This window comes from Microbacterium umsixpiens (assembly GCF_053543675.1).
Genome location: NZ_JBLVOH010000017.1, coordinates 7,314 through 13,622, shown reverse-complemented (window position 1 = coordinate 13,622; position 6,309 = coordinate 7,314). Strand labels below are relative to the sequence as shown.

Sequence of the window (6,309 nt, the reverse complement as noted above, 5' to 3'; positions counted from 1 at the left end):
CGCGGGCACGTCGTCGAAGCCGCAGACAGCGATGTCCGCGCCGATCTCACGACCGGCCTCGCGGATGGCGGACATCGCACCGATCGCGACGACATCGCTGATCGCGAAGACGAGGGTTCCCGCCGGCACCCCGTCGGCGAGGGCGGCCGCCATGCCCGCCGCACCCGATTCGCGCCGGAAGTCCCCCCGCCGCACGCTCTCCACCGCGCCCCCGGCATCCTCGAACCCGGCGCGGAAACCGGCCAGACGATCATCCGAGGTGCGCACGCCCTCGGCGGTGCCGAGCACGATCGCTGAGCGGTAGCCGAGCTCGGCCATCCGCCGACCGAGCGCCTCGGCGCCGGAACGGTTGTCGATCTCGATGCGCCGATCCGCGTCGCCGTCCGGCCCGAAAGCGACGACCGTGCCGCCCAGGCGGGCGAACTCGGCGAGCTCGTGCGCGGTGTCGACCTCCCTGGGCTCCTGCGTGCGCGAGGCCGCGAGGATCAGCCCGCGCGGACGCTGGCCGCGCAGAGCGCGCACGATCCGCGCTTCCCGCTCCTGATCGCGTTCGGTGATCGCGATGGTCACGACCAGTCCGTGCTCGTCGGCACCACGCGCGACGCCGGATGCGATCAGCCCGAAGTAGGGGTCGGCGATGTCGGCGACGAGCAGGGCGATGACGGGAGACGTGCCCCGAGCGATCGCCTGGGCGGAGACGTTGGCCGTGTAGCCGAGCTTCGCCGCCGCGGCTTCGACGCGTTCGCGGAACGATTCGGCCACCTTGCGCTCCGAGCCGTTGAGCGCGCGCGAGGCCGTGGCCAAGGAGACACCGGCCTCGCGAGCCACGTCGTGCAGCGTGGGCGCGGGGCCGCGGGGATGACGTGAGGCGCGCTCCGACGACGGCCGCTCCGCGGGGGATGCGGGGTTGGTCATGACTCCGAGCCTACTTCCCGGAAATTCGTCACGCGGGCCTCTCCAGATAGTCGCGCAGCGCTGCCGCCTCGCGGGCGAGCAGGGCCGGATCGTCGCCGGGCACGAACTCGAGAAGCGCATCCCGTGGGGGCGCCTCGGCCGATGCCGCCGCCGCGAAGAACCGGGTCCACAGCGCATCCCGCGCGCGCAGGGGCAGCCGCTCGTCCTGCGGCCACCAGGAGAAGACGTGGGCCGCGCTCGTGTGCGCGGCGAGCGCGAGGTACTCCTCCAGCACGGTGTCGACGGAGGCTCCGACCGTCGGCTGCCAGTAGGTCGACAGCGCCGGGCTGCCGACCTCGGCGAGGAGCCGCAGCGTCGTCGGCGCCGTGTCGGCGAGCGTGCGGGAGTGGAACTCGAGAGCGAGGGCGATGCCGCGGCCCGCCGCCTCTGCTGCCGCGGCCTGCAGTCGGTCGACCACCGCGCTCCAGTCGTCGGGGGTCGCGGCATCCGAGCCGATCCTGCCTGCCCAGATGCGCACACGATCGGCTCCGAGGGCCTCGGCGCTGTCGAGCACCGGGGTCAGAGGCTCGTCCGCTCCGGCGCGGAAATACGACCCGTACGACGCGACCGCGAGGCCCGCGTCCGCGGTGAGGCGGGCGACCTCTCCGGCTCGGACGACGTCTCCCGACGGCACGTGCACATCGCCGCCCCACTCGATCGCCTCGAGCCCGGCATCCGCTGCGAGCTCGATGATCCGCTCGGGCGCGAGCGCGCGGAAGGTCACCGAGCACAGTCCTGGGCGGGTGCGGGTCATGGCGTCATCCTCTCAGTCCCGTTCCTGCCGGCGACCGGCGGGCGTCACCCGAGGTGCGGGGAGACGGCCGCGGCGAAGGTGTCAGCCGTGCGGCGCACGACGTTCGAAGGAGCATCCGCCCAGATGTCGGCGTTGAAGATCTCGACCTCGATGTCGCGGTCGTACCCGGTCGCGATGACCGCACGGGTGAGCGAGCCGAAGTCGATCACCCCATCGCCGGTGTAATGCCGCGAGAGCAGCACGTCGGACGGGAGGGGCGTCTTCCAGTCGCACACCTGGTAGGTGGCGATGCGGCCTTCGCGACCCGCGCGGGCGATCTGCTCGAGCACCTGCGGGTCCCACCAGATGTGGAAGGTGTCGACCGCCGCCCCCACCACCTCGGGCTCGAAATCGGCGGCGATGTCGAGCGCCTGACCGAGCGTCGAGACGACGGCACGATCGGAGGCGAACATCGGGTGCAGCGGCTCGATCGCGAGTGTGACCCCCGCGGCCTTCGCCTCGGGAGCGAGAACGCCGATCGCATCGCGGACACGCTCGCGCGCCCCGATCAGGTCGCGCGACCCCTCAGGCAGGCCACCCGCGACGAGCACGAGCACCGCAGTCGAGCCCTCGGCACCGGCGGCGGCCAGGGTCGCGGTCTCCTCGATCGCCCGACGGTTGTCGTCGAGCGCGGCATCCCGCTCCGCCCCGGCCGGCAGCGTGAAGAAGCCGCCACGGCAGTGGGTCGTGAAGCGCAGCCCCGAGTCCGACAGCATCCGGGCCGCGATGTCGAGGCCGACCTCGTTGACCGGCTCGCGCCACAGTCCGATCGCCTGGATGCCGGCGTCGGCGGTGACCCGCAGGGCCGTGGCCAGGTCGGCGTACTTGATGGTCGCCTGGTTGATCGACAGGCGCGGATCCACGGCGCTCACGCGTCCACTCCGTTCAGGCGCAGCATCCCGTGCCACCGTTCGCGGGCGAGGTCGGGCTGCTCGAGCGCGAGCGAGGCGTTGGCGAGCTCGACGATGCGGCTCAGATGCGGCAGGCTGCGCGCGGAGTGCAGGCCTCCCACCATCTGGAACGCCGGTTGGTGCCCGTTCAGCCAGGCGAGGAAGGCGACACCGGTCTTGTAGTAGAAGGTCGGCGCGGCGAAGACCTGTCGGCTGAGCTCCTCGGTCGGGCCGAGGATGCGCAGGTACGCCTCCGGGTCGCCAGCATCCAGCGCCTGGATCGCCGCCGACGCCACCGGGGTGATCGCCGCGAACGCCCCGAGCAGTGCGTCCGAGTGCCCCGCGCCGTCGCCGACGGTGTCGCCGCCGATCAGGCTCACGTAGTTGAAGTCGTCGCCGGTGAACATGCGCACGCCCTCGGGGAGTCGCTCCCGCACCGACATCTCGGACTCGGCGTTCAGCAGACTCATCTTGACGCCGGCGACCTTGCCGGGGTTCTCCTCGATCACATCGAGCAGCACCGCGGATGCCGTCTGCCAGTCGTCGGCTCCGAAGTATCCGGCCAGCTCGGGGTCGAACGCCGTGCCGAGCCAGTGCAGCACCACGGGAACGGTCGCGCGCGACAGCACCTCGCGGTAGACGCGGCGGTAGTCGTCGGCATCCGTCGCGACGCGGGCGAGGTGGCGGGAGGCCATGAGCACGGGGCCGGCCCCCTGCTCCTCGGTGAAGTGCAGCTGCTCGAGGTAGGCGGCGATGACCTGTTCGAGTGAGATGTGCGTCTCGGCGACGTGGTCGGTGTTGACGCCGACGACGACCGAGCCGCCCTCCTCCCGGGCGACCTCGGCACTGCGGGAGATCAGTTCACGCGTGGCCGCGGCATCCAGTCCCATGTTCCGCTGTGCGGTGTCCATCGCGTCGGCGACGCCGAGCCCCCACGAGTACACGTTGCGGCGGAACGCGAGCGTGGCGTCCCAGTCGATGTCGGCCGGCTGCCCCGGGGTGTTGTCGGCGTGCGCCTTCGGCACCACGTGCGCGGCGGCGTAGGCGACCCGGCTCTGCAGCGGGGTGGTCGGACGGGTGTACGCGCCCGAGTCGTTGAGGGAGACGTCGGCGGTCTCACCGGTCGCACGGAGGAGGCGGAGGGTGCTCATGCGTGCCTCAGCCCAGGGTCAGCGGCTCGAGGGCGATCTTGCGCCCCTCGGCACTCGAGGTCAGACCGGCCTCGGCGAACTGCACCCCACGGGCGCCCGCGAGCAGGTCGAACGGATAGTCGGTGCCCTCGACGTAGGAGACCAGGTACTCCTCCCACTGCTGACGGAATCCGTTGAGGAACACGTCGTTGGTGGGCACCTTCTGCCAGTCGGCGTCGTAGTCGCGGGTGTCTTCCAGGTCGGGGTTCCAGACCGGCTTGGGCGTGGCGTTGCGGGGCTGGATCTTCGCACCGAACAGCCCGACCACGGCCGATCCGTGCGTGCCGTCGACCTGGAACTCGACGAGCTCGTCGCGGTTCACCCGCACGGTCCACGACGAGTTGATCTCGGCGATCACGCCGCCCTCGATCTCGAAGATGCCGTAGGCGGCGTCTTCGGCCGTGGCGGTGTAGTGCTCGCCCTTCTCGTCCCAGCGGTCGGCGATGTGCACGGCCGCCTGCGCGTATACGCTCTTGACCTCGCCGAAGAGGTTCTCGAGCACGTAGTTCCAGTGCGGGAACATGTCGGTGATGATGCCGCCGCCGTCTTCGGTGCGGTAGTTCCAGCTCGGGCGCTGCGCCGGCTGCCAGTCGCCCTCGAACACCCAGTAGCCGAACTCGCCGCGCACCGAGAGGATGCGACCGAAGAAGCCGGAGTCGATCAGGCGCTTGAGCTTCTGCAGGCCCGGAAGGTAGAGCTTGTCGTGCACGACGCCGGTCTTGATGCCGGCCTCCTTCGCGAGGCGGGCGAGCTCGAGCGCCTCCTCCAGCGACTCGGCGGTCGGCTTCTCGGTATAGATCGCCTTGCCGGCGGCGATGGCCTTGCGGATCGCGGTGGCGCGGGCCTTGGTCACCAGGAAGTCGGCGTAGATCTCCCACTGGGGGTCGGCGAGGGCGGCGTCGAGGTCGGTCGTCCAGTCTTCGATGCCGTGCTTCGCGGCGAGCTCGGCGAGCTTGGCCTCGCTGCGACCGACGAGGATCGGCTTGACCGTGATGCGGGAGCCGTCCGGCAGCTCGATGCCGCCCTCTTCGCGGATCGCGAGGATCGAGCGCACCAGGTGCTGTCGGTATCCCATGCGTCCGGAGACGCCGTTCATGATGATGCCGATCTCGCGGGTGTTCGCCTGGGTCATGGTGTTCCGTTTCTTTCGCGGGAAGCTGTCGGTGCTTCCTCTCGACCGTGAGTGGAAAGCGCTTTCCGAGATCATGCCACGAGACGAGAGCCGAACGCAACCGAAGCGCTTTCGCGCCCGAGGTCAGCCCGCGCTGTCGCGCTCGACGAGCTCGGTCGGGATGACCGCGGAGCCCTCGGACCGCGGGGCACCCTCGATCGCATCGACCAGCGCTGCGACCGCACGGTGGGCGAGGGCGGCGAAGTCCTGCCGGATCGTGGTCAGCGGCGGACGGTAGTTCGCCGCATCCGGCACGTCGTCGAAGCCGATGACCGCGACATCCTCGGGCACCCGGCGGCCGGACTCGGCCAGGGCGCGCATCAGTCCGAGCGCCATCTGGTCATTGGCGCAGAAGACCGCGGATGCTCCGGCGAGCGCTCCCCCCGCCGAGTATCCCGAGTCGGCACTCCAGTCACCGCGGACCACGGCGGGCGGGTGGATGCCGGCGGTGCTGAGGGCCGCTCGCCACCCCCGTTCGCGTTCGGCGGCCGCGAAGGAATCTTCGGGGCCGGCGAGGTGGTGCACCGTCTCGCGTCCGAGGGCGAGGAGCCGAGCCGTCGCCGCAGCCGCACCGCCCGCATGGTCGCTGTGCACGGAGGTGACCCCCGCGTCGGTCGGCGCATCGACCACGACCAGGCGCAGTCCCTCGGGGGGCTGCGTCGCGGGCACGAGTGCCGAGGCCTCGTTGAGCACGATCGCGCCGTCGACCTCCTGCTCGGCGAGCCGCTCGAACGCCTCGGCGACGCCGCCGGTCGCGGTCACGAGCGTCAGGGCGTAGCCGCGTTCCGCCGCCGCTTCGGCCGTGGCCTGCAGCATCCGCGAGTTGCCGACCGTGGCGAGGGTGGTGACGACGAGGCCGATGGTCTGCGAGCGTCCGGTGCGCAGGGCGCGGGCGGCACGGTGCGGGCGATACCCGAGCTCGGCCATCGCGCTCTCGACGCGGGCGCGGGTGTCCGGGTCGACGCGCGGGCTGCCGTTGACGACACGGGAGACGGTCTGACCAGAGACCCCGGCGCGGGCGGCGACCATTGCCATCGATACACGTCCGGACGGTGATCCGTGCCGTCCCGAGCGCGGTTCCCCGACCAGGTCGCGTTCGTCTCCCACGCACTTTCTCCGTTCGCCGCCCGTGCACAACTCCGCAATGTTGACGTTATCACGGCCCTGTGGCTACCATGTTTACGTGAACACGCACGATTTTCCTGAGTTGCGCACCGAGACCCTCGGCGCCGGCGTCGTCAAACGCGCCACCACCCTCGCCGACGGCCGCGAGCTCATCTACTACGACGATCCGGGCACCGCGCTCGGCGC

The 6,309-nt window shown here is 71.1% G+C and carries 6 protein-coding genes; all 6 read right to left on the bottom strand.

The features are described 5' to 3' along the window. Positions 1 to 915, bottom strand: a 915-nt coding sequence (locus ACNPM4_RS01635) for a LacI family DNA-binding transcriptional regulator (RefSeq protein WP_448984475.1), incomplete at its 3' end; no start/stop codon positions are given. A 28-nt stretch (positions 916 to 943) separates the two neighbouring features. Then, complete coding sequence (locus ACNPM4_RS01630; RefSeq protein ID WP_448984474.1) at positions 944 to 1,708, bottom strand: sugar phosphate isomerase/epimerase family protein; 765 nt, start codon at positions 1,706 to 1,708, stop codon at positions 944 to 946. 44 nt (positions 1,709 to 1,752) lie between these two features. Next, positions 1,753 to 2,619, bottom strand: a complete 867-nt coding sequence (locus ACNPM4_RS01625) for a sugar phosphate isomerase/epimerase family protein (protein WP_372468837.1) — start codon at positions 2,617 to 2,619, stop codon at positions 1,753 to 1,755. Beyond that, entirely contained in the window at positions 2,616 to 3,788 is a 1,173-nt protein-coding gene (locus ACNPM4_RS01620) for a dihydrodipicolinate synthase family protein (protein WP_448984473.1), read from the bottom strand. The genes ACNPM4_RS01625 and ACNPM4_RS01620 overlap by 4 nt, the downstream gene beginning before the upstream one ends. A 7-nt stretch (positions 3,789 to 3,795) precedes the next feature. Beyond that, complete coding sequence (locus tag ACNPM4_RS01615; protein ID WP_262001567.1) at positions 3,796 to 4,959, bottom strand: Gfo/Idh/MocA family protein; 1,164 nt, start codon at positions 4,957 to 4,959, stop codon at positions 3,796 to 3,798. Positions 4,960 to 5,082: 123 nt separating this feature from the next. Beyond that, on the bottom strand, positions 5,083 to 6,033 hold the full coding sequence (locus tag ACNPM4_RS01610; protein ID WP_448984472.1) for a LacI family DNA-binding transcriptional regulator: 951 nt from the start codon (positions 6,031 to 6,033) through the stop codon (positions 5,083 to 5,085). Positions 6,034 to 6,309: the final 276 nt, after the last annotated feature.